We start from the raw sequence: 22,347 nt of genomic DNA on the forward strand, positions 1-22,347 counted from the left end.
TTCTCAAATCTTCGTAGACGACTACATCGTTTGACGAGATTACGCACCTTGCAAGTTTTATTGCATGGTATGAGCGCTGTCTACTTATTTTGAGGTGGCGTTTGCCTAGAATCTGCCTAGCCTTGCCTCTGTTTTTTGAACCTTTAACCTTTCTGGATACTCGACGTTGACTACGCTTGAGAATATGTTCCCCTTTTCTCAGGAATCTAGGGTTCTCAACCTTAACTCCATTTGAATCAGTGTAGTATTCTTTCAATCCAACATCGAACCCAATGGTATTCCCAGTTGTCTCTGTATTTTTCTTCCTGTCAACATCAATACAGAGTTGGACGTATACACCGTCCGCACGTTTCACCAATCGAACCCTTTTGATTTGGGTGAAGGAGTAGAAATGCAAGTCGCGTGTACCTTTTAGTTTGAGTTTACCAATACCCTTTTTATCAGTGAAGGTTATCGACTTTCTGTCGTCTGCAAGCTTCCATCCAGTTGCCTTGTATTCAACTGAACGACAGTCTCTTTGGAACTGTGGGTATCCTTTTTTGCCAGAAACCTTTTTCTTGCAGTTTTCGTAGAACCGGGAGATAGCAGTCCAAGTGCGTTCTGCGCTCGATTGCCTTGCTTGGGAATTGAGTTCGTCGGCAAACGGAAAAGTTGCTGCCAGTACCGCGCAGTATTTATTCAAATCATATTTGTTCTTTTTTGGATTGTCCATCCAATAGCGCAAACAACTATTGCGAACAAATTGAGCGGTACGAATTGCTTCATCTACCGCTTTGAACTGGTTTGGTTTTCCGTATGTTTTTAACTCAAAAACTAGCATTAGTTTACCTCCATATTTATACTACCTCAGTTGGCACAAGAGATTGACTTATACAACAAAAGGTTACAATTAAAGCCGTCCTATAAGGACGGGGTTTTCAACCCAGTTTCTTGATAAACGCAGACCGAAAAACGATAGTCAAAGTTGTCTCGGAGGCATTCCTCAAGTGGCGCTCCGGCACTTGAAACAGATTGGCTCGTCTTTGTAGCTCTTTGATGGTCAGTCTTCTGTCTAGCTCGATTGTACAATATCGCTGCCAGTTGGAGGCAGTGACTGCACCACTCGATCGATACATTACATTAACATCTCGATAATTTTACCGATCGAGAGCGCAAATTATCAACTTGCCTAGAAAAACCTAGGCAAACCTAAGTAAGCTCTGCGGTATAAGCTTTAAACATTCTTACAAGCGTGCTTTACGCTTCCTCAGTGTCGAGGTTGACCGAGAAACTCCAGTTAGAAACACTATAACAATCACAACGACGTGATTACAGCGGAATATTTAATCTTTTTATTCATACGGGCTAATGCCAACTTGCGTTCAGCTTTATCGAGCCACGCGCCAATGGATTTAATCTTTGCTTCGAGAGTTTTGAAATATAAAACTTTGTATTTTTTAGCACCATCTACACGGCCTTTGGCAGAACTAATTGCACCCTTTGCGTGGCGCTTGTTGATGCCGTAGGTTTGCTGTAAATGCGTGTTCCAATCGGATTTATTGAACTCTAGGCTTGAAAGTAAGTGCTCAACTGTTTCAATACTTGCAGCCCCAAAAATTGGGGCGTAGGCTTCTAGAAACATCTCGAAATCTGTAAATCCTAGTTCGTTGAGTTCATGTACTGGTGTGGGCAAATCTAGATAAATTGTCAACAGCCGTCAACCCGCAAAAGTTGCCGCGAGATAGTCGCTTTGGTTGTGGGTTCGCTCCCGTGCCCGCCACAGGCCCGCAAGGCCAGTGCCGCTTTTGTAGTGGGGCAGGCACTTTCACCGACCCGCGCCAAAGATGTATTTTTTTAAGGCTCGCGACAGTTTACGATCGAGAATATGTAGATTTATCAATTTGGATGGCTTTTTCGTGGCAGCTAATATTCCTGATTGCGCTCCTCAACTGCAACGCCTGATGCAACAAGCCGGGTTTTCGAGCGATCGAGAACTCAGCCAAAAAGCAGGAGTTCCCGAAATTCAGCTCAGCCGTTTGCGTCGCGGCTTAGCTTTGAAAACCCGAGCCGACATCCTGCTCAAAATTAGTCAAGCTTTGCAAATTTCCTTAACTGAACTGCTCGCAACCTTGGCTCCGGACTTTGTAGAAGAGTTAGAACCTGCTCCACCCAGTGCCCTAGAACAAGAATATCAGCGCTTGCAAGCTACGGTCGAACAGCAGCGAGAATCTTTGATGCAGGAATTTCAGCTCTCCAGCCTGCAAATTTTAGAATCTTGGATGTTGCAGTGGCCGACTGCTGCGAGCAAAGCTAAGGAAAATCACAATTTGCGCGCCCAGAAACTGCTGCCGCTGTTGCGCCCGGTCGAGCAGTTATTGCAGCATTGGGGAGTAGAGCCGATCGCCCCAGTCGGAGCCGAACTTCCCTACAACCCGCAACAGCACCAGCTCATCGAAGGAAAAGCCGAGCCGGGAGAATTAGTTAAAGTTCGCTACACAGGCTACAAACAAGGGGACAAGCTCCTCTACCGCGCCAAAGTTAGCCGAGTTTGATGATGCTGCAAGGCCAACGCCCGCCCAAAAATTCTCCCGCTCTGAGGGATTCACTCGCGGTGGCGAACCGCTGCGAGTCTGCCAAAGCCATCTCTTGCACTCAAAACTATTCTCCCGCTCTGCCTCTGTTATCAAATCCGGCTGCGCCGGAACGATCTCAAATCCCCGCTTAATCATCGGGCGTAAAGTCTCCTTCAAGCTGCCAACAAATGTCAGCGCAATTTTCAGTTTTGTGACTCACAGCCAACTCTCAACAGTCAACTCTCAACAGTCAACAATAATTTCGCTCGTGCCACCGGAATCGATATTATTTGGCTCCGAGTCCATCTCGCAGCTATACTAGCCCTAGTCTGGCTAGAAATTCTGACAATCCCACCGCAAAATATGAGTCCTGTAGTTAAAATTATTCAGCCCTCTGGCATTTTAGACGGTACCAAGGCAAGTCAATTCCGCCAAGAGATTAGCGACCTAGTGGAAGCGGGAGCCGATGTGGTATTGATCGACTTCCAAGATGTGACATTTATGGATAGTTCGGGTTTGGGCGCTTTAGTCTTGGCGCTCAAAACAGTCCGGGCCGCCGGGAGTCAATTAGTTGTCTGTTCTATCAACGAGCAAATCCGCATCTTATTTGAACTCACCAGCATGGATCGAGTTTTCGAGATATTTCCGACCCGCGATGCTTTTAATACCAAAATTCTCTCAAGTAACTAAATCTTTTGGCTGCTGCCTTCTGGCTATTGGGTCGCAGATGTACTGCGGTTTGTCAGCTAGCCAAAGTTTACCTTGAGCAAAGACCAATCATCATCAAAAACTGCTTTAGAGTTCAACTTTTGAATGTAGTTCAAAATTTGGTCTAACTGGTTGGCACTTGCATCGTTGTAAGCTGCTAGCAGGTCGATGAATGGGTCAAGCCCCCAGATATTGCCGTCAGGTTGGTGGATCTCGTATACCCCGTCGCTAAAGATGTAGAGAGTGCTCAAATCCTCGACATCGCAGCAATTATCGACATAAGGGGCGTCGGGGAACATTCCGACCGGCATTCCGGGGGTTTTTAATCGCTGGATTTTAGCCGTGCTTGTCGGCGACTGGGAAATCAACACTGCCGGGGGATGGCCGGCGCTGGCGTAAACTAGCTGGCGAGAAATGCGGTTGTAAACGCCGTACCAGATGGTGAAATACTTGTCATTTTGGTAGCTCATCTGGAAGGTGGTGTTGAGGGCCCGCAAAACGTCGCTGGGTTTGTAGTAGTCAATGTTGGGCAGCGCGCGCGATCGCAGCAAATTCAGCACGGCCACAGAAGGCAGCGCCGCCCGCAAACCGTGACCGGCTACGTCGAGCAAGTAAATCGCCAAATAATCGGCATCCAGCCAGTTGTAGTCGAAGCAATCTCCCCCCAACTGCCGGGAGGGAATGAATTTTGCCTCGATGCTTACGGGTTCCGTCACCGGATCTGGCAGCAGCGATTGCACGTATTCGGCAGCTTCGGCTAACTCGGCTTCCAAATCTTGCTTGGCAATTTTTAAGTCTCGGCTGAGTTGGTGCAGCCGCAATCCGGCGCGTACTCTCGCCTGTAACTCGTTTAGTTCGATCGGCTTGGAGATAAAATCGTCGGCACCTGCGTCAAGCCCTTTGACTCGATCGGCGATCGAACCCAAAGAAGTCAACAAAAAGAATTGTGTAGTTGACAGATCCGGATCTGCCTTAACTCGACGGCAGACATCTATACCCGTCAAGCGCGGCATGATCCAATCGCAGATGATCAAGGCCGGACGCAATTTTTGCGCCTGGGCTACACCGTCTTCGCCATTACTTGCTACTGTCACTTCGTAACCCTGTTTTTTCAGGGTTCTCCTCAGCAGTTCTTGAACAGCAGTATCATCGTCAATAACCAGAATTTGAAACATGGCACTCAGGTACTACAAGTCTTTCAAGGTCTGGGGGTCATTAAAAATATATCCTGTCAGCGCGATTGTTTGAGATTGAGTACAGTCTAATAACATCGCTTTCGAGGTAAATGCTTTTGCCTGCCAGCCATCGACTTCAATTTACCTTTAAATTTGAGCCAAATTTTGGCGAAGTCGAACTCACCCAGTTTACACTCAGAATATAAACTTTTATGGACTTTTTTGGACTGCTGGCGCGAATTGACATCTGCGCGGCACTTCTGGTATCATAAACACCTAATTACTCGATTTGACATTTATTTTTCTAGCAGCAAAAGCTAGTATAATCTAACTCCGATTTAATTTTGCCTGGTTTAACATAGCAAAAAGGTTGAGAACGCGGAAAATGACGCGGCTGGTAGAATAACTGGCACGGGCGATCGTGGCGCTAGCAGTTGCCCGCCTTTTGAGAAAAAAATGAAAAACGTAAAGTAGAGGCAAGACAATATTTGCCTGTATTTTATGGAACTATAATTTCAGTGGCAGAGCGTGATTGAATTCAAAGGTTCCGAACAGTTGCAAGTCCTAAAGAAAGCGGATCTTCAAGTCAATACTGGTCTGAGTGCTTTAGAAAAAGTTTTATCGTGGTTTGCACAATTATACGACCCGCGAATTCCCACAAGTGTGTGGATACGCTGTCAATTGGCTTTGGCTGAGGGCTTTACAAATGCTGTGCGTCACGCCCACGAGGCTAAACCGCCGGATTTGCCGGTTGACATTGAGGTGGCGGTGTACAGTGAATCTGTAGAGATCAAAATTTGGGATGCGGGCGCTGCGTTTGATTTAGAGCAAAAAATTAAAGATATGTCGGAAAAAATCGATCGCGAATCTGGGGGCGGGCGGGGCCTAAAGTTGATGAAAGACATCGCAGACAGTCTCAGTTACAGGAGAACGGCTGATGGACGGAACTGTTTGTCGATCGTCAAAAATTATACCCCCTGTATCGACGATCGAAAATAACACTGATATTTTTAGCCGATAAGGGTTGAGGGTAGCCCTCAACCCTTCCCTTAGAACCCTGGGTGACTCTTAAGCCGCTACGCAGCTTACGATATTTTGATTTGACTGCTTCCCTAGATACTGGCAATTCCCATAGCATCGGTATTCCCGATTCTTCCGTACTTATTGTCCTAAAACATTATCGCACTGCCGTCGGAAGCCCGTTAACTGGCAAAAGAGGTAATCTCGGTGAGAATGTCTATTGGCTTAGATTTTCTCAAACGCGGCGCACGCTGGGATGAGTCAGAAGTCTGATTTTTTATCTTACCCAGATTAGTTTGCTTCTAATCTGGGTAACATTAACGAGACAGCGGATTAGCTGGAGAACCTATGCGAAAAAGGATCGTAAAAACATTATCATTCAATAATAAACGATTCCCGAAAACATCATCACCATAATCATATTGGTTATTTTGCCAATTGAGGGATAGGGTAGGACTGTTGTAGTTATTTTCCAGTTGCCAACTTACACTAGCACCGTAGAGAGAGCGACTCGAATTTTTATCTATGGGGGCGATATAACCAGACAGAGTGAGAGTGCTTAGAGGACGGATGGTTAACTCAGCTAGTAAGCGCTCGTCATAGGAATTGGGTAGGATATTACCAAAATAGTTGGTCAAACCCAGAGAAACAATTCCCCAGTTTACGCGAGCGCTAACGGCAACTTCACTAGCTGGTGAAATACTAAGTACATCACCAATTTTTGTTTCTCGATCGAGAGCATAATTGAAGCCAGTTGATAAGGTTAAATTTGCCCGCCTGCTGAAGCGAAAGGTTTTGGCGACACTCCCCCAAAGTTGGCTGTAATAATCGCGATCGGGGTTGAGATAACCAATCGCACCGCCGCGAAAACTCCAATTGTTTAGCGTGTTTCTCGTGTAATCAGCACCGACGTAAAGCTTGGGCTTTTCTGAAGCAATTGCACCCGTATAGTATCGCAGGATATCTTCACTTCCTGTCCAGTTTCCGGTAAAGCTGAGATGAGGATAGTAAGAGCTTTTTTCTCGATAGATACTTTCTCTAACAAAATTGACATCTTGCTGTAAAAAGCCTAAATAAACTTGGGCATAAAAATTTTGCAAATTTGCAGTAGAATACTGATTTTGGTTAACCGCAGACAATGACTGTACATTGGTATTTGCTCCACCTTCTCCACCAGCATCCACAAGGGTGACTTGTGGGCCTGTTGGATCGTAAAAGATTCGACCATCTTCAATATTGCGATCGATCACGGGAGAAAGACCGAGCCAAAGGCTGTTATAATTCGCTCTAGGAACTTGATTTAAGCTGGTGACATTAGGCGTTAAACTTTCTGCCCGTCCCAGTCCGGCGGAATATATCGTAAAACTACTGCTGGGTAAACGAGTATTATTGGCGGCTAAAAATAAGTTGCGGTTGATATTAGTATTAACTGGATTTTTACTGCCTTCTAGGTCAGGAATGACATCGGGTAAAATTTGCGCCCCCGCTTGAATAGCCGTATTGAGCCAGCGATTTTCATCATCAACAAAGAGAGTAAATCCTCGAATTGTCCGTCCTAAAACGGCTTCTCGATCGTTGGCTTTAACCACTTGACGAACTCGGGAAACAGTACCTGCAATCGTATAGTCAACTTCTTCTTTTCTCTCAATTTTTGTTTTTTGGGATTGGCTGTTTCCCGGATAAGCACCAGAATTGGGGAAATAAAAATCGACGCCAATCGGTTGACTGCTGGTTCCCCCTTGAAAGCCGGGAAGCTGCATAAAAGCCAAAGTTTCTGGTTTGAGAACCTCCCCAACCTGAGACGTTTGAAAGACGCGGGTAGGTACGAAAAACTCTGGGTCTATACTATTGCGATCGATCGCTAAACCTGGGGTATAAGTACATTGTTGGTCGCTGGGAGTGTTGGGAAAAATACAAGCCCCCGTTAAACTCATTTGAATTTCTAACCCCGTCATGGTTTGGGGTGCGGTAGTTGTGGTGGTAATTGTTCGTTCTAGGGGAACAGTCCGCAGTTGCAAATAAGTGGCTTTTTGATCCACTCTATAAATATTAGTTCGGCTTAAGCTTTCACTGACTCGACTTTTAAGTTTGAGAGTGCCATTTAAAAAAATATCGCTGTTTGTGGTGTCAGCAAAAGTCTTGAAACCACTAAACTCCCATTCAGTTAGATGGCTGATGGGAATGTCATTGAGAGGTAAAGTAGTCGTGAAGGGGCTAAGTTTTTCGTCGGGCGCGATGCGAGGTGGAATAATGTAATCGGGGTCAGTAGATGGCGCAGAAGGCTGGGGCAATCCGTTAGGAGTATTAGTTGATGGAGGTTTTGCGGGTTGAGGTTCAGAGGCTAAATTTGGGGATGCGGGTTCCAGGTTTGTAGCGGAAGTAGACCACTTTGGTGTTTCTGATAAAGGGGTGGCTTCTGGAAGGTTGGAAACACTTGGAGGGATTGGAGGTGGAATAATGTAATCGGGGTCAGTAGATGGCGCAGAAGGTTGGGACAATCCGTTAGGATTATTAGTTGATTGGGGTTCTGTGGGTTGAGGTTCAGGGGCTAAATTTGGGGATGAGGGCTCCTGGTTTGTAGGATAAGTAGACGAGTTGGGTGTTTCTGATAAAGGGGTGGTTTCTGGAAGGTCGGAAACACTCGCAGCAGCAGAATCGAGTTGATTGGATGTGTCGAGTAAATTGGAGCGAGTTTGTGCTGTGGCTGGGGTTGAGCAAGCGATACTCAGGAGAGTTAAACCGACAATACTACAATTGTATGCTGTTGAGAGGATCGCAGTAGGGTTAGCGATAAGTTTTAGGAAGTTAATTGTCATTAGAAGCGCGGCAATTAGGGATTAAATCTATCATTTAATACAGTAGTTAAACCCTGAAATCCTGATGATTTAATAACATTTAAATCTCTAATCTTAATATTTTATATATTAATAAAACTTTGTTAATAAAAATTTTAGCGAAAATGTTGGGCGGAGTGAAACGGAGGGTTCGTTCCTCAACCCAACCTACGCATGACTGAACTATTCTGCACCGGTGCGTCGCTCAAAGATTGTGGATATTATTTAAGATTTTTGATGGCGACGCACCCTACAGATACTGTTGCATGAGTTTTGAGAATTCATATAATTCTAAAATTAAGATCGAGGGTGCGCTAACGGAAGTTAACGCACCTGATAATTTCAGAATTGAGACAATTAGACAACCGCGCTAGCGCTAACTAAAATCAGCCACCCCAATCAAGGCGGAATTCGTGTTAACTAAAGAAGCGAGGGTGACTCCGGTTGATGCAATTTTAATTAAGGTGGAAGTGCCACTTTGGGCAATCTGTAAAGCGCCGAAAGTTAAACCTCCATCTAATCGGATTATGTCTATGCCATCTTGGAAATTGTAGATGGAATCCAGACCCATTCCTGGTGCCAAAACAAAGGTATCGATCCCTGCATTACCATAAAGCCGATCGCTCCCTGCACCGCCATTGAGGATATCATTTCCATCACCCCATAGAGGATGTCATCACCGTCACCACCGAGGAGTTCGTCGTTACCGGCATCACCGTAAAGCCGATCGCTCCCTGCACCGCCATTGAGGATATCATTTCCATCACCCCCATAGAGGATGTCATCACCCGCATCGCCGAGGAGTTCGTCATTACCCGCATCACCGTAAAGCCGATCGCTGCCATTACCCCCCAACAGCACATCGTTATCATTGCCACCGTAGACAATATCGTTACCGTCACCACCATTGATGGTATCGTTTCCAGCATCACCGTAAAGGCGATCGCTTCCATCACCACCATTCACTTGGTCAACACCCGCAGTCCCATTGAAAATATCGTTATTGGGTGTGAGGTTGACAGGAGTGACAGGAGTGACAGCAGAGCCATATACCAATTCAAAAGCTGTATCTAGAGATAGAAGAGAATTGTACCCAGGGCTGAAAAGACCCTCAGGATTAAAAACCAAATTTCCCCCAGAACAATACTTCGGACAGTTTTTGAATGAGAGCCTGAAAGTGCCATTCTACCGTTTGTATCCGAGCTTGACGAAAGCCTGAAACCCTGATTATACCGTTAGCGATTGAAAACTGTCCGAAGTGTTGCCAGAATAAACATCTTGATAAATGCCTGCTTGCTCACCAGCTCCTGGAATCCCATCAGTTAGCCCGTCTGTACTTATCAACAGTACATATTGTTGTCCTGGTGTTAATGAGATGTTAGAGTTAAAACTGAAGGTTTCAAAACCTGGTAACCGAGTTGTGGATTGAGGCACACTCTCATATAGAATGGGACCCACGGGAGCATTTTGCTTGGAATCCCAAGCCGTTACATAGGCTTTAAAATCTATTGTATCGGGCATCGAATCGTCGTCGTCTAATTTAATCGTAAACGATTTGAGGGATGATCCTGTTGCCGTGAAAGTTTAGCCAAAGGTTGCTACTGAGCCTTCGCCCTCTCCAAAGGGAACAAAGCTGTCGCTGCCATTCCACTGGCTTAGAGTTCCTTCGACAACATCAGTAGGGAGAAGAACAGAGCCGTAGTTCGCCATAGCCTCGGCTTGCAGTGCCAGCACTGGCTGCATCTGGGTTGTGGTGACTTCTAACTCCCAGTTTCCGCCTTGGGCTGCACTCCCCGTCAGGGACTTAGACGCCGCTATTTCCGACCCCGTCAGAGTGTGTAACTTAGCAATAAATTCTTCTCCGGCATCTCCGGCTGCGACGTTACAACCATAGAGGACGAGGTTAGCAACATTCCACTGTTGCAGTTGCGGGGCGTAGTGGATTAGGGTATCTAAACTCAGTTGGCTATTTCCCAGATACAAGCAACCTGGGGAACCGTGAGAAATAAGATGAACTGCATCGGTATTTGGACGGTGTTGTAAAACCAGGCTAATTTGTTCGATGCCATCGGCCGTCCCATCTAGGACAAAGACTTCAGTAGTGGAAATGACACCCTCAATGAGTAGATCGGCGTTTTCTACTCCGGCATCGATAACAACAATTCTGGTGGCTGGATTGATATTTTTTGAAGTATTGAGGATGGGTTTCATCTGGGGAATGTCCTGTTATTCATCAGAAGGTATTGCGGATAAAAGCACCCTATTAATAAGGATCTCGGCTGACTAACTGGCTGGAGGGTCGCTGAGATCCCGATCGGATATCTGAAACGAGATCAAATTGATTGATGGGCGAGGTTAGCTAGCTAGCTAACCTTTCACAACCGTTCTAGGGAGTGGGAGACTTAACAACAGCATCGTTACTATCGGTACCAAGCCGCACGGTGACAGTTCCAGCACTAAAGGTATTCCTTTGCGCGACAGTTTTGTCCCCGTCAGCAACGGGCGTAACGTCGAAACCATCCAAACTGCCGACATACTGATGCGCCTGTATCCCTGCACTACCCAGAGCCCAAGCTGAGTTCTGTAGACCCGCACCATTAACAGCATAGTTGAAAGCAGCAGCAGAAGCGTTTTCTTTACCCACAGCAGCCGAGACAGCCACACCTGTAACCTTTGAATCGTTAACGGTGAAAGCCGCGGAACCTGCTATACCACCTTCACCGGCACGGGCTATGGTAGCGAAACCAAAAGCATTGAGAATAACGAGGCCACTAACGAAAGCAATACGACGAATCATCATTTTTCAACTCCAGGGTTGGTTTTTTGTGTTCTATTAGTTAGACGTTTCCCGAAGGCGATTTGTGAATTATTCAGTCTTTAGATATATGGCCTCTCTAACCTTTGGGGGATGATGGGGTTCGAGGGAGGGTTTGAAGCTGTAACGTAATTCCTGGACAGAGTTACCCATTGATGGAATTTTTGGGTAACTCTCTAGCGAGTCTCTCGATAACGTCACTAAGACTGCTTGCGGTAAGCTGAACTCGTTTTTCCTCTAGCCACTTAGTAGCAGTTTCGGTCAGACTTAGGTTGACCTTACGCTTAGGCTCGCTGTAAATCTTTTTTCTAGGCATTTTCTTATTCCGCATTAATTCCGTATACAATAACCGTAAGGCAAAAATGAGGTAAAAGCAAATGTTGCTCAGCTTCAAGACGGAACTAAAACCTAACAATCGGCAGGTAACTAAATTCCGCCAACATTGCGGAGTAGCAAGACACGCTTACAACGCCGGCGAATTCAATCATCCTTGAAACTTTGACCGCCAGAGAAACTGACAAGACGGTTAAAATTCCTTCTGCGATTGATCTGCACAAACGCTTAGTGGCCGAGGTCAAACCCCTGCACCCCTGGTATTACGAATCTTCCAAGGCAAGTCCGCAGCAGGCTCTAGCTGAACTGAGGACAGCTTGGGATAGATGCTTTAAAAAAGTATCTAAACAGCCTAGATTCAAGAAAAAAGGTGTGTCAGGTGACTCTTTTTACTTGGAACAAGGAACCAAAGCAAAGCCAGGAATCAATAACGACGGCAAGCGCATCAAGTTACCTAAGATTGGTTGGGTTAGGCTGCACGAACCATTGCCCATTACGGCGTTCCACAACTGCGTAATCAGTCGAAAAGCCGACAGATGGTTCATTGCTTTTAAGTACGAAATTGAGCAGCCCGCAACTTCACCTGACCGTCCCATTGTTGGTGTTGATATCGGCATCAAAGAATTAGCTGTTTATTCTAACGGTCAAACCTTTGCCAACCCCAAAGCTTATCGTCGGATGAGCCGTAAAATGAAACGCCTGCAACGGCGTGTCAGTAAACGAGTCAAAGGTTCCAATAATCGCAAGAAAGCAGTCTCAAAACTGGCTAAGCTGCACCTAAAAGTATCAAATATCCGAAAAGATGCTATTCACAAGCTAACAACTTATCTCGCCAAAAACCACAGCGAGATCAAGATTGAAGACTTACACGTTAAAGCATTTTTGAAAAATCACAAATTAGCTGGTGCAATCTCCGACTGTGGAATGTACGAATTTAAGCGTCAACTTGAATATAAAGCCCAAAAGTTCAGCTCAAAATTGACCGTTGTAGATCGATTCTTTCCTAGCAGTCAAATCTGCTCAAGCTGCTGCAATCATCGGCATAAGATGCCATTGAAAGTTCGAGTCTTTGAATGTCCTAACTGTGGAAATATTCAAGACCGTGATTTAAACGCTGCGAGAAACATAGAACGTTGGTTTGAAGGAATATTTATCCCTGAACGTTCAGAATTGGCGGTGAGTTCCACTCCCGTCAGCCTGCGGAGTAGACAAATCCGATAGCAGCCATGCTATCGCTACTGTGAAACAGGAAGTTAACACCAAAATCACTCATGTCCAGCTAAGTCTAGATTTGGGTAGCTATGGGTAAGTTTTTCAGAACGGTTTGACCAATTCTTGCTACGCAGTCGATCTCTTCCTGAAAATCTAGATTGACGAAACCAGGGATGCCGAATTTTTCCATGCCAAATTCCGCCTAGCGCCATATCGCGCCCAGCGCCAGTCAATCGATTTTAGATTTTAGATTTTAGATTTTAGATTTACCCCACAGATAAATCTGGGAGCTTGAACTAGGGTCTAAAATTTTTATCTTTCCACGACTTAAGTACGTGGCACGGTATCCGTTTTTGGGCTGGGTCATAGAGAAAGCGGGAATATAGGGGATTGCAGCTCGCGGCAGCATTAATGCCCAATACGCTTGGGTTAAGGAAAATGTTGGGCGGCCCTTCGGCTTCGCTCAGGAACCGTGAAACGGAGGGTTCGTTCCACGGGCCCAACCTACGCACTACTGATTTAAAGCGATTTTCTCCCTGCCTATTTTTCAGATGGAAGAAAGCCAGCCGCCGCCACTGTCTGCCCACATCCTCCAGTACAGTAGAAAAGGTGATACAGAAGACGCAAGGCTGCGCGATATGCCTCCTGCACGCTGGCCCGATCGCATTTGGCGCGATCGAACATCGGTCAAATATTGGTTTTCTGGCGTTGAGAAACTGGGAATACAGCGGATTGCACTCGCTGGTAGTACAACAGCTTGGCGTGCGGGCACCATTAATGCTGCCCGCACAGCAAGAGCTTTTTGGCTTTCCCAAAACTCAGAAAGCAATCGGCTGTTGGCGTTAGGGGCGATCGCTTTTTCGCTGTCATTCCCCAGACTATTTGCCAATATCTGCAGGGGCGAATAATCTTTCGCGCCTCGATGCAAAACACACACTGCCGCTTCTTGAACTTCCCCACCGGCAACAATTTCTATTTCTCCTATCTCCCCATCAGATTGGGCATTCACTAAAACCGATTCTTGAACTCCGTCACCCGCAACAATTTCTCTTTCTTCAATCTCCTCTGTAACAGTTTTTTTTTCAACAATATTCTGAGACTTTTTCCTTTTTGCAGACTGAGGAGAAACCCTCGACTTAGGATTAGAAAAATCAGAGTCAGTCGCATCTTCCCCGAAATTTTCATTGAACCGCTGGCGCAAAATTGCCCGCGCCTGGGAAATCCGCTTGCGGACGTTATCGTAGGAAATATTAAGCTGTTCAGCAATATCTGAATAAGATAGCCCTGATTCAAAATGGAGAATAAAAGTCTCGCGCAATCTATCTGGCAACTCATCTATAGCGGCGCGAAAAAATAATTCGAGTTCGCGCTCCATAGCAGCACGAACAGGTGTTTCTTCTTGGCTAATTAATTCGGTTTGGCTTTCTACAGCAATGGTGTCTAAACTCTCAACTCCTACTGCACTTCTGTGGCGCTCTCGATGGATATCGGCGCAAACGTTATAAGTCAGTTTGGTTAACCAAGCCTTAAAGTTTTTGATATCATCTTTACCCTCTCTTGCTTTCTCCCAAGCTTTGAGCATCGCCCGACTGAGGGCATCTTCGGCATCGCTTGGATTTCCCATCCACTTGCGACAGCAACGGTAAAGATAATTTTGATGCTGCTGCCATAATTTCCAAAAAGCTGAATCTATATCTTGAGTGCATGAGCAAGGAATTGGTGCAGAACTACAACTTAACATCTCTGGAGCCTGAAACTCTAGGTGGACAAACAACTTGCGATTAATTTAGGCAGTAATTTACCTAGTCTCAGATGCACCTATCACTATGTTGACTCACCGCTCAGGCTCATGTCAGTCGGAAAAGTAGGATCTTTAAAGTCGGAAAAGTCGGAAAAGTAGGATCTTTTTCGCTATGAGTGCATAGCGAAAACATCCCTTTAACAATTTAAGCTCACCCGCTAGCTAAAATGCCACCCTATTAATAGCTGGTAAAAGTATAGTCATCTATTACATGACACGGGAGGCATTGAGTCCCTCCCCTTTCGCTTTCACTTCGAGCGGATTAACCCGCCTCGGCTGAGCTACGCAGCTCTCTATCCCATTGCTGAAGGCATTTGGGATTGCTTTTCTCAAAATATTATAAGACCCGTTAACATCAGCGTTAATCAATCGACCGCACGATGTTTTGTACAATCCTCTCTTAATTCGCTTCCCACTAAATGTGACATCGTGAGCATCAATATTCCCATACACAGGAATTGGATCTAAATTCAGGAAGTTCGATTTGGAAGTATAGGATTCCTCTTGCTCTATTACTTTTATTCCGATCAATTCAGCTTTGTATTTCAACATTTCAATTAGTCGAGCATGAGGAATACTGACAAAGTTTTGATTAGTTTTCTTTCCTAAATTAATCTCACTTTTCCATTGTAGGTTTTTGCCAATTACTAGCATTCCTATCTTTTGTGATCCGAGCAGATTGATGATTTGCCGACTCGCGTGGTGCAAGTAATTATCGACTTTTTGATGGCGACAACGAGTGAGGCGCCCAAGGCGTGATGAGGTTTGACGATTTCCTTTTAACTGAGATTGTAGCTGCGCCTTACGCTTGTTGTAGAATTGATTAATTGATTTCAGAGGTCGCCCGTTAATCAGTAAAGGGACAAATCCCGGCTGATTTGAAGTTAACGCCACTAAATTATTCAATCCTAAATCTATACTAGCTACTGATTCTTTCTGATTTTCATCAAGGGTGGACTCCGGCTCAGTACAGGCATTATAAATCACCTCAATCACATAGGAATCACATTTTGGCACCAGTCTAACTTGACAAATTTGTTCGGGCTTTACAAGAGTCTTTATTGAGATATTCGTACCGGAAAGCTGGATAATTCCTTTCTTTAGTTGCTTCCTACTAATTGCCTGAATTGTATAGACGAGAATATTCCGACCCTTGACTTTATCTTTGTACTTCGGTAATTTCGGGCGACCCGTGAATCTCGTCGGCTCAATTTTGTAAGCTTTGACTGCTTCAAAAAAAGATTTCCAATTCTTATCCAATATCATCAATGTTTGTTGACTTACCTTGGCTGGTAATTCCTTGTATGCTTGATGAGATTTCATCAAACGGTTCATTTCGTTGTAATTGATATAACCCCATCCATAGACAAAACTTTGACGGATAAGGTAGTTAGCCGCGTTGTACAAATTTTTGGATTTAAAGGCTAATTCATCAATTTTAACAAAACGATTGTCGGTGGATTTAATGATGTGTCTCTCTGCTAGTTGCATTCAGACTCTCCATTTTTTTGACGATCGCAATAATTCTCTCAGTTGACGATTTTGACTATATGATACTACTATTGTTTACTACTGCTTACAAACTTAATAAAGTTTTATAATACTGAATTCAGGCTGATATATAGGCTAAGGGGAGCGTCTGTTTTATATGCTGTCCATCATCCCAACCCCGCTCATGGGTGGGCTTTGTGGGACGTTAGCTGTAACTTTATGCTATGTGTCTGAATCACCAGCCCCCATATTTATCCGTGGGAGCAATTCCAATACGGTTTACTTAACACTATTTATGCCCCGGAGATCCCCCTAAATCCCCCTTAAGAAGGGGGACTTTAAGAGCTTCTTGTCCCACCCCCTACTCCCCTTTTTAAGGGGGGGATCTGTCTTAAGTGAACCGTATTGGGAGCTCTTCCACAATCTCAAATCTCAAATCTCAAACGCGGGAGAGCGGATTAAGCCACAGCAGAATTGTCCGTTTTAATTGATTTAATTCCCGATACACTTCTTGTTTGACCCATTGCCCGATCGCGTCGAAGGGCGTAAAAATTTGACCCACAGGCCAGCTAACATCTTGACCTAATGGCGTTTGATGGTTGCCGGCCAGAGTCTGAACTGTAATCATGTCGGGAAATCTCGGTTTGAGCAGATTTGTCAGCAGCAGGGTTTGGTCGATGTTGTCGCCGTTAAATTTGACTAAAAGATTGCGCCGGATTTGATAGCTATCTTGCACTAGGCGATTGGTGTCTTGCGGGGAAGGGGTAAACTCTACTTTAAAGACGGGGGAAATTTGCTCGACGATGGGAATGGCTTCGGAGGCTGCATAATTGTTGAAAGAAATCAGAATATTGCCTGCCCTTTCTATGTCAAATACAGAACCGATCAGCAAGTGCAGTTTGCATCCCATGCTGTGTCCTATCCCGTAGATGGGGAGATAGGAAGATTTGAGCAATTTAGTGGCGCGCAGGCGATCGATCGCATTTTCAAATTTGTTGAGGACATCGCGGGCGATCGCAATATGATCTAAAGTATTGACAAACGGTGTTGCGACTACAACATATCCCTGATTTCCCAAAGCCTCTAACAGCCAGCGATAGGTTAGTTGCGGCGCACTCGCCACAAATGCACCGCCGAGAAAGTGTACGATCGCGATCGGTTTAGAGGGAATTAATACCCAGTTGCCAGAAACTTCTTGCCAGTCCATAAATTTCATCAAGTTTAAAGTAAAAAGGCGATCGTCCTCTGAAAAGCAGAAAGTACAAAATAGAATTTTTTCTAAATCTTTGCTTTTACTTTCTGCCTAAAAAAGGGGTTTGATATCATCTCCGGTCTACGATCGTAACAAAAAAAAGGTTCGTAGTGCGGACGACCGTCTGCAGAATCAAAGCGGACTCGCATTGGGCCGGCGCGAACCAATCTTATTGCGGTCAATTGACCGGACACAATCTCCTCTACGATTTCCCGCCGATTTGGGACGATTGCTGGGAGTTCAATTCTACCGAATCACTGGTGTCTTCTACAGTTAAATCGCCCAACGGATCGTGAGTCTTTATCCATTTCCATTTATTCACAGCAGCTTTCGGAGACAGCACTGTGGTAGCAACGCCGTAAATTAAAGTCTGCAAAACCTCCCGATTTAACCAGCTTTGTCCCAGCTTTCTCATGTAGTGAAGTGCCAAAACTTCTCGAAATTTGTTAAATTTTTTCAACCGTGGCAAATTATTAAAACATACCTGTTCGTACTCGTTGAGCGATAACTCTTGTTCTCCCCGCAAGCGCCGCAGTTGGTTTTCCTTGACACAATCAGCAGCTATGCGCTTTTTCAGCCAGTGTTTGTCTGTCAGAGAGTTCCCTCTAATTCGATAATTTCCTAAAGGTGTCTTTGTCGCTAACAAGCCGTGCTTTTGAGCAATTTTGGTAAATAATTCTGTATCTTCTCCTACCTGCCAATCTTCTGCAAAGCCACCTTCTTGGAGTAGAATAGAGCGATCGACTACCACAGAAGACGGAAAAACCCAAGGACTTTCACCTGTCTCCTTAATCCCCTGCATTTCTGCTTTAGTTGTAGGATAGGTGGCAATATAGCCCAACTTGTTGCCGTGCTTGTCTAAATATCGCAAAGCATGAGCCACAGCTTTGACTTCGGGATTGTCTTCGAGCATTTTTAAACAAACTTCTAGCTTGTTTGCTTCCCAGGTATCGTCGCTGTCGAGAAACGCTACATACTTGCCCGTTGCTCGATGTATCATTAAATTTCTAGCTTTAGAAACTCCAAAATTTTCGCAATTTCGGAAGTATTGAATTCGGGAATCTTGCTCGGCAAGTTTAGTAGCAATTTGGGCTGTAGCGTCTGTAGAGAAGTCATCAATAATTAAAATTTCTAAATGCTTGTGAGTACCGTTGACTGCGGAAAAAACTGTTTCGGCTAGAGTATCTGCTGCATTAAATGCAGGAATAATTATACTGACTTTTTCGTTGTTCATGAATTGAATTAGCTAGGATTTGGTAGTTGTTATTTTAAGTATGGTTTTCGCCACTTAGGAATGAAGCTTCCATGAAAATACTTAGAAAGTAGGAGTTTTATACATAAACTGCAAATTGCAGGCTTTGAAAGCCACGAAGTGCGATCTAGTGCGATTTCCAAGGCTTTGTTTGAGCTGTTAACTTTCCAGCCAGACTGTTGTTATCGTGTCGATCGTTCCAGCTTCTTTCCACCGCCTCGCGTTTAGGCACGTACAGAAATAGGATGCTATTAGGAGCATCTGTGTTTTACTTTAACGCTCGCAAGTCTTAAAAAAATGCTTTTTTAAAGTCGAAAATACTCCCATGCTATTTTTGTCCGATCGTATTTTGTACGCACTGTTAACAAGACTATCGTTCCACCATTATATAACCTTGTTAATTTTTTTAGATTAAATTCATTGAATTAACTTTTGATATCATAATAGTCGGGACAGCTTTTAATCGCCAACGGTAGAATTATTGTTATTGCCCATTTCTGGTGAAACCCTCACGCGCGCGATACCGCTCTCAGTCAGGGAATTTATTCTAAGAGCGGTATCGCGGTGAGGGTTTTTAGGAGATTTAGGTAACGACAATCGGTATGATTAGGGTGGGATATTCTCCATTCTGTGAAATATTAACGGTAGAATCCGGGTTTTGGTCGCCACCTCAAAAAGTGTCGGGAGTATTGTAGTTAAACTATCGGACTAATTGAAATAGTAACTTTGTAGCTATTAATTATTGTATTTTAATTGAGATTTAATCTATGTCTTTAGGATGATGTTATTAAAAGTCTGCTGTAAAATTAACTGAAAAATGGGGGGGCGAATGTTTTTTAAGTTAAGCGGTAAAGTGCGAATTTATACTTGTTTCCTAACGGTTTTGCTGTTCGGCGGCTGCCAGCAGCAGTTGCAGCCACAGCGCAGCAAACAGGGCATGGTTGTTTCGGCTCATTCTCTGGCGAGCGCTGCGGGGCTGAGGGTGTTGCAAGAGGGTGGCAATGCGGTGGATGCGGCGGCTGCTACGGCTTTGGCGATTTCGGTGGTGGAACCTTTTTCGGCGGGTATCGGGGGCGGGGGTTTTTTGCTGCTGCGGCGGGCCGAAACGGGGACTGTGCAAGCGCTGGATTTCCGGGAACGATCGCCCAAACGAGCAACGCGCGATATGTACCTGGACAAGCAAGGCAAGGTGCGCCCTAGGGCAAGTCTGGACGGGCATTTGGCTGCGGGTATTCCGGGTACGGTGGCTGGACTTTATACGGTGCACCGCGAGTACGGGAGGTTGCCTTGGGCGCAGGTGGTGGCGCAGGCGATCGCCCTTGCGGAAAATGGCTTTCCGGTAAGTTCCCGCTTCACAAAGGCTGTTGGGGGGAGAATGGGTGCGATCGAAAAGAATCCGGCGGCACGGGATATTTTTACTCGCGGCGGCATTTTATACCAGCCGGGAGAACTTTTGGTGCAGCGGGATTTGGCGCGGACTTTGCGACAAATTTCTCAAAATCCGCAAAGTTTTTATCGCGGGGATATTGCGCGGGCGATCGCCGCCGACATGGCTAAAAACGGCGGCATTATCACTCTCGAAGATTTGAAAAACTATACGCCGATTTGGCGCAATCCGGTTTGCGGTAACTTTCGCACTTACCAAATTTGCGCGATGTCGCCTCCTTCTTCCGGCGGCGTTCATTTGTTGCAAATCTTAAATATCCTCGGAGATACGGATATTAAGAAATTGGGGAGGAAAAGTCCAGATACGCTGCATTTACTGGCGGAGTCGATGCGAATTGCTTATGCCGATCGGGCTGAGTATTTGGGCGATCCCGATTTTGTCAGCGTACCGGTTGCAGCTTTGACTAGCAAGAATTATGGCAAATTTCGCCGATCGCAAATCGAAATGTCAAAAGCCAAACCTTCGGGCGAAGTAAAAGCCGTTGATGCTGAAACTTTGAGCCGCTTTGTGTACGAGTCGCCAGAAACTACTCACCTGACGGTAGTTGACTCGGATCGGAATGTGGTGAGTTTGACGTTTACGGTGAATGGCGGTTTTGGGGCTGCGGTGGTGGCGGCGGGTACGGGAATTTTGCTCAACAACGAGATGGACGATTTTGCCGCTGCGCCGGGAGTGCCGAATTTGTTTGGTTTGGTGGGCGGTGAGGCAAATTCGATCGCCCCTGGAAAAACTCCTTTATCCAGCATGACACCGGTGATTGTCACAGAAAATGGCAAATTTCGCCTCGCTGCCGGTGCTCCCGGAGGTAGTACGATTATTACCACGGTGTTGCAGATTGTGCTGAATGTGTTGGTTTACGAGATGAATGTCGGCGAGGCTGTATCTGCACCGAGAATTCACCACCAGTGGCAGCCCGATCGCCTGATGGTGGAACGCGGAGGTTTTGATGCGGCGACGCTATCGGAGTTGCGCGGGCGGGGACACCAAATTGTGGAACGCGACGGCTGGGGAAATGCTAATGCGATCGTCCTGACGCCTGATGGTTGGTTGGAAGGATCTGCAGATCCGCGCGGGGAAGGAGAAGCAAAAGGGTTTTAGCCATCAGTCATCTGTCAATAGTAATTGTGGCCGCCAACCGTATAAAAACCCGGTTTCATTGGTATGCAGTCCGTAAATCAGGAAATTATTAATCTGTCTGCGTGTATTTTGGCATCCATATTTTTGTATTGAGGTTTATTGACTGACTAACTACCAAAGAACACCCAACACAATTAACCACAAAAACCGTAAATATACTTAAATATAAAGTCCTTGTAAAGGCACTAGACATTGATACTTATATAATGTGAAAATGAAGTAGTGCATTGAATCAGCTTGGTGATTATCGCCAAAAAATTATGATAACTTTTCATAAAACGGCTAGCTTAACTGCTACACTGACGGGACTTATGAGCTTGTTGGCAGCGCCGGCAATGGCATTTTCGGTAGGGGCAACTAATAACACTGAGAATTTGAAAAATAATTTGTTAGGAACTAATACAGCAGGATTGAGTGATTTCTCTATTTCAATTACGGGAAATCCGGCTGCTTTTGGTACTTTTACTGATGACCCCTTTGGTTTGCGATCGGGTGTTGTTCTCAGCACAGGAAAAGTCACCGATATACCGGGTCAGAATCGGAAAGATAACGTAATTACCAACAGCAGCGATTTAAACACGGACTTTGGGCCAAAGGGCGAAGAGGGAGATTTGACTCAGCTCAATCTCAGTTTTTTTGCTAATTCCACGGTCGAAAAGTTATTTTTTGAATATGTATTTGCTTCTGAGGAGTTTCCTGAGTTCGGGGGCTCTGAATTTAATGACGGTTTTGAACTGCTGCTGAACGGCACTAATTTGGCAAAGTTGAGCGACGGGAAAACAGTTACAATTAATCATCTTGTTCCCGATCCAAATAATCGCTCTACCGATCACCCAGACTATATTGATAACCCAAGTTTGACAGGTATTGCTGCTAACATCATTAGGCTGGACGGTTTTACTAAAGTTTTAGGTTTTGAGGGTTTGCTCAAGCAAAATCAGAGGAATGTTCTCAGCATCCGCATTAAAGATATTGGTGACGGTAATTTAGATTCTGCTGTATTTATTAAAGGCGGTTCTGTGGGGACAATAAAAGCTGAAGCAGTTCCCGAACCGATGACTGTGGCGGGTTTGATGGCGGGCGGCGCGATGCTGGCTGCGGGGCGAAAGTTGCGCGGGCGCAAGTAATTGGTATTAAATTCGATCGACCGAGTTGGAGCTAGAAACGGGCTTTTATATCAATTCCGGTTGCACTCCTCATGATGTTGACTGTTGACTGTTGACTGTTGACTGTTGACTGTTGACTGTTGACTGTTGACTGTGAATCGAACAACTGAAAATTGCGCCGAGATAGGTGGCGACTGGTAAAAATCATTCAT

General features: G+C 45.2%; 20 protein-coding genes. 8 read left to right on the top strand and 12 right to left on the bottom strand.

What is annotated here, in order from left to right; translation table 11 throughout:
- A partial coding sequence (locus WBA89_RS16400) for an RNA-guided endonuclease InsQ/TnpB family protein (RefSeq protein WP_424408216.1) occupies positions 1–820 on the bottom strand: 820 nt, incomplete at its 3' end.
- A gap of 474 nt (positions 821–1,294) precedes the next feature.
- Complete coding sequence (locus WBA89_RS16405) at positions 1,295–1,690, bottom strand: hypothetical protein (RefSeq protein ID WP_424408218.1); 396 nt, start codon at positions 1,688–1,690, stop codon at positions 1,295–1,297.
- 133 nt (positions 1,691–1,823) lie between these two features.
- Here WBA89_RS16405 and WBA89_RS16410 point away from each other — a divergent pair, with 133 nt between their 5' ends.
- Entirely contained in the window at positions 1,824–2,531 is a 708-nt protein-coding gene (locus WBA89_RS16410) for a helix-turn-helix domain-containing protein (RefSeq protein ID WP_424408220.1), read from the top strand.
- A 384-nt stretch (positions 2,532–2,915) separates the two neighbouring features.
- Positions 2,916–3,242: an STAS domain-containing protein gene (locus WBA89_RS16415; RefSeq protein ID WP_424408222.1), complete on the top strand. Its 327-nt coding sequence runs from the start codon at positions 2,916–2,918 to the stop codon at positions 3,240–3,242.
- Between the two features lie 56 nt (positions 3,243–3,298).
- Here WBA89_RS16415 and WBA89_RS16420 read toward each other — a convergent pair whose 3' ends face one another.
- Entirely contained in the window at positions 3,299–4,435 is a 1,137-nt protein-coding gene (locus tag WBA89_RS16420; protein WP_424408224.1) for a PP2C family protein-serine/threonine phosphatase, read from the bottom strand.
- A 528-nt stretch (positions 4,436–4,963) separates the two neighbouring features.
- Between WBA89_RS16420 and WBA89_RS16425 the strand changes: the two genes are divergently transcribed.
- Positions 4,964–5,434 carry an ATP-binding protein gene (locus WBA89_RS16425; protein ID WP_424408226.1) on the top strand — a complete coding sequence of 157 codons (471 nt, stop codon included), beginning with the start codon at positions 4,964–4,966 and terminating at the stop codon, positions 5,432–5,434.
- 338 nt (positions 5,435–5,772) lie between these two features.
- Here the strand turns inward: WBA89_RS16425 and WBA89_RS16430 are convergent, their stop codons facing one another.
- The 5 genes from WBA89_RS16430 to WBA89_RS16450 all read right to left on the bottom strand — a co-directional run bounded on the left by WBA89_RS16430 (position 5,773) and on the right by WBA89_RS16450 (position 11,089).
- Complete coding sequence (locus WBA89_RS16430; protein ID WP_424408228.1) at positions 5,773–8,271, bottom strand: hypothetical protein; 2,499 nt, start codon at positions 8,269–8,271, stop codon at positions 5,773–5,775.
- Between the two features lie 394 nt (positions 8,272–8,665).
- Positions 8,666–8,935, bottom strand: a complete 270-nt coding sequence (locus tag WBA89_RS16435) for a hypothetical protein (RefSeq protein ID WP_424408254.1) — start codon at positions 8,933–8,935, stop codon at positions 8,666–8,668.
- A complete protein-coding gene (locus WBA89_RS16440; protein WP_424408230.1) occupies positions 8,821–9,345 on the bottom strand; it encodes a calcium-binding protein in 525 nt (174 codons plus the stop codon). Before WBA89_RS16440 ends, WBA89_RS16435 begins: the two co-directional genes overlap by 115 nt.
- A gap of 528 nt (positions 9,346–9,873) precedes the next feature.
- Complete coding sequence (locus tag WBA89_RS16445; protein WP_424408232.1) at positions 9,874–10,500, bottom strand: DUF4347 domain-containing protein; 627 nt, start codon at positions 10,498–10,500, stop codon at positions 9,874–9,876.
- Positions 10,501–10,675: 175 nt separating this feature from the next.
- On the bottom strand, positions 10,676–11,089 hold the full coding sequence (locus WBA89_RS16450; RefSeq protein WP_424408234.1) for a hypothetical protein: 414 nt from the start codon (positions 11,087–11,089) through the stop codon (positions 10,676–10,678).
- Positions 11,090–11,481: 392 nt separating this feature from the next.
- Between WBA89_RS16450 and WBA89_RS16455 the strand changes: the two genes are divergently transcribed.
- Together WBA89_RS16455 and WBA89_RS16460 are read left to right on the top strand one after the other, a co-directional pair.
- A complete protein-coding gene (locus WBA89_RS16455) occupies positions 11,482–11,598 on the top strand; it encodes a helix-turn-helix domain-containing protein (protein ID WP_424408236.1) in 117 nt (38 codons plus the stop codon).
- Positions 11,599–11,602: 4 nt separating this feature from the next.
- Entirely contained in the window at positions 11,603–12,658 is a 1,056-nt protein-coding gene (locus tag WBA89_RS16460; RefSeq protein WP_424408238.1) for an RNA-guided endonuclease InsQ/TnpB family protein, read from the top strand.
- Between the two features lie 538 nt (positions 12,659–13,196).
- Here WBA89_RS16460 and WBA89_RS16465 read toward each other — a convergent pair.
- A complete protein-coding gene (locus tag WBA89_RS16465) occupies positions 13,197–14,273 on the bottom strand; it encodes an RNA polymerase sigma factor (RefSeq protein WP_424408240.1) in 1,077 nt (358 codons plus the stop codon).
- Here WBA89_RS16465 and WBA89_RS16470 point away from each other — a divergent pair.
- Positions 14,261–14,434, top strand: a complete 174-nt coding sequence (locus WBA89_RS16470) for a hypothetical protein (RefSeq protein ID WP_424408242.1) — start codon at positions 14,261–14,263, stop codon at positions 14,432–14,434. The two genes, WBA89_RS16465 and WBA89_RS16470, sit on opposite strands and share 13 nt — an antisense overlap.
- Before the next feature lie 223 nt (positions 14,435–14,657).
- Here the strand turns inward: WBA89_RS16470 and WBA89_RS16475 are convergent, their stop codons facing one another.
- From WBA89_RS16475 to WBA89_RS16485, 3 genes are all read right to left on the bottom strand, one after another.
- Positions 14,658–15,941, bottom strand: a complete 1,284-nt coding sequence (locus tag WBA89_RS16475) for an RNA-guided endonuclease InsQ/TnpB family protein (RefSeq protein ID WP_424408244.1) — start codon at positions 15,939–15,941, stop codon at positions 14,658–14,660.
- Positions 15,942–16,380: 439 nt separating this feature from the next.
- Positions 16,381–17,148, bottom strand: a complete 768-nt coding sequence (locus WBA89_RS16480) for a DUF1350 family protein (protein WP_424408246.1) — start codon at positions 17,146–17,148, stop codon at positions 16,381–16,383.
- A gap of 247 nt (positions 17,149–17,395) precedes the next feature.
- Positions 17,396–18,427, bottom strand: coding sequence for a glycosyltransferase family 2 protein (locus tag WBA89_RS16485; protein WP_424408248.1), 1,032 nt, complete (start codon positions 18,425–18,427; stop codon positions 17,396–17,398).
- Between the two features lie 847 nt (positions 18,428–19,274).
- Between WBA89_RS16485 and ggt the strand changes: the two genes are divergently transcribed.
- On the top strand, positions 19,275–20,990 hold the full coding sequence (gene ggt, locus WBA89_RS16490) for a gamma-glutamyltransferase (RefSeq protein ID WP_424408250.1): 1,716 nt from the start codon (positions 19,275–19,277) through the stop codon (positions 20,988–20,990).
- Positions 20,991–21,289: 299 nt separating this feature from the next.
- Positions 21,290–22,156, top strand: coding sequence for a choice-of-anchor L domain-containing protein (locus WBA89_RS16495; RefSeq protein ID WP_424408252.1), 867 nt, complete (start codon positions 21,290–21,292; stop codon positions 22,154–22,156).
- Positions 22,157–22,347: the final 191 nt, after the last annotated feature.

This window comes from Microcoleus sp. (genome assembly GCF_049646505.1).
GTDB lineage: Bacteria > Cyanobacteriota > Cyanobacteriia > Cyanobacteriales > Microcoleaceae > Microcoleus.

Bases quoted from the DNA above. Each gene is read 5' to 3' on its own strand.
- WBA89_RS16410 (WP_424408220.1), top strand. From the start codon at position 1,824: ATGTATTTTTTTAAGGCTCGCGACAGTTTACGATCGAGAATATGTAGA.
- WBA89_RS16415 (WP_424408222.1), top strand. From the start codon at position 2,916: ATGAGTCCTGTAGTTAAAATTATTCAGCCCTCTGGCATTTTAGACGGT.
- WBA89_RS16420 (WP_424408224.1), bottom strand. From the start codon at position 4,435: ATGTTTCAAATTCTGGTTATTGACGATGATACTGCTGTTCAAGAACTG.
- WBA89_RS16430 (WP_424408228.1), bottom strand. From the start codon at position 8,271: ATGACAATTAACTTCCTAAAACTTATCGCTAACCCTACTGCGATCCTC.
- WBA89_RS16445 (WP_424408232.1), bottom strand. From the start codon at position 10,500: ATGAAACCCATCCTCAATACTTCAAAAAATATCAATCCAGCCACCAGA.
- WBA89_RS16450 (WP_424408234.1), bottom strand. From the start codon at position 11,089: ATGATGATTCGTCGTATTGCTTTCGTTAGTGGCCTCGTTATTCTCAAT.
- WBA89_RS16455 (WP_424408236.1), top strand. From the start codon at position 11,482: ATGTTGCTCAGCTTCAAGACGGAACTAAAACCTAACAATCGGCAGGTA.
- WBA89_RS16465 (WP_424408240.1), bottom strand. From the start codon at position 14,273: ATGGGAAATCCAAGCGATGCCGAAGATGCCCTCAGTCGGGCGATGCTC.
- WBA89_RS16475 (WP_424408244.1), bottom strand. From the start codon at position 15,941: ATGCAACTAGCAGAGAGACACATCATTAAATCCACCGACAATCGTTTT.
- WBA89_RS16480 (WP_424408246.1), bottom strand. From the start codon at position 17,148: ATGGACTGGCAAGAAGTTTCTGGCAACTGGGTATTAATTCCCTCTAAA.
- WBA89_RS16485 (WP_424408248.1), bottom strand. From the start codon at position 18,427: ATGAACAACGAAAAAGTCAGTATAATTATTCCTGCATTTAATGCAGCA.
- ggt (WP_424408250.1), top strand. From the start codon at position 19,275: ATGTTTTTTAAGTTAAGCGGTAAAGTGCGAATTTATACTTGTTTCCTA.
- WBA89_RS16495 (WP_424408252.1), top strand. From the start codon at position 21,290: ATGATAACTTTTCATAAAACGGCTAGCTTAACTGCTACACTGACGGGA.